The 1,062-nt window shown below is 33.6% G+C and carries 1 pseudogene; it reads left to right on the top strand.

The window, feature by feature from the left end:
• A pseudogene (locus GV828_RS13240) lies at positions 1–1,062 on the top strand (IS3 family transposase); the annotation flags it as partial.

The following is a 1,062-nucleotide window of genomic DNA, read 5'->3' as shown; positions in this document are numbered from 1 at the left end:
TTCACCAAGGCAGAACTTCAAAGACGCTACAATATTCTTGGGCATAGTTGTATATCAAAATGGTTAAAAAAATATGGTAAATTTACCTATGAAGACAAACTTACACTTGGCCGTCCCATGAAAGATCCACAACAACAGCGAATAAAGGAGCTGGAAGCTCAATTGGCTAAAAAAGAAGAAGAATTAAAAGTATTCAAACGATTTATCGAAATAGCCGAACGTGAACTTAAAATAGATATCGTAAAAAAGTCTGGTTCCAAGCAGTCGAAGAAATAAGCTCCAGCTGTTCATTAGCTACTTATGAATTATGCGGACTGTTTGGATACACAAAACAGGCATTTTATAAACGAAAATCCGGTATAAAACCATCTAAGTACAACCCGGAACAATTACGAAGTTTAGTTGTAAATATTCGTAAACAATTACCCCGAACAGGTGGTAAAAAACTTTATCTAATGCTACAAAACGACTTTATAAAACATCATATATCAATTGGTAGATAATTTTTTAGACTTTTTAAAAGCAGAATATTTACAGGTTCCAAAAGCTCGAAGATATTATAAAACAACAAACTCAAGACATTGGATGAAACGCTATCCAAATTTAATCAGCGATTTAACCTTTGACAGACCTGAACAAGTCTGGGTAGCTGATATCACTTACCTCCGGACAAAGGAAAAAACGTATTATCTGCCTTTACTCACCGACGCTTGTTCGAAGAAAATAATAGGTTACCAGCTGTCAGATAATTTAATGAGCTCAACTACAGCAAAAGCTTTAGAAATGGCCTTAGTTGATAGAAAAACACAAAACCAGCTCATTCATCATTCTGATAGAGGCTTGCAATATTGCAGTAAAGAATATACCTATTTGTTAAAGAAAAACAACATTTCAATTAGCATGACACAAGAATATGATCCATATGAAAATGCGATAGCTGAAAGAGTAAATGGAATCCTGAAAGAAGAATTTGGACTGCATGAAATCTTTGAAAACTATCAAAACTTATACAAACAAGTCATACAAGCAATTGATTTGTACAACAACTTAAGGATACATATG

It is taken from the genome of Flavobacterium ichthyis (genome assembly GCF_009915155.1).
Classification (GTDB): Bacteria; Bacteroidota; Bacteroidia; order Flavobacteriales; family Flavobacteriaceae; genus Flavobacterium; species Flavobacterium ichthyis.
Note: the sequence above shows the minus strand (reverse complement) of the source record. Positions and strands in the feature narration are given on the sequence as shown.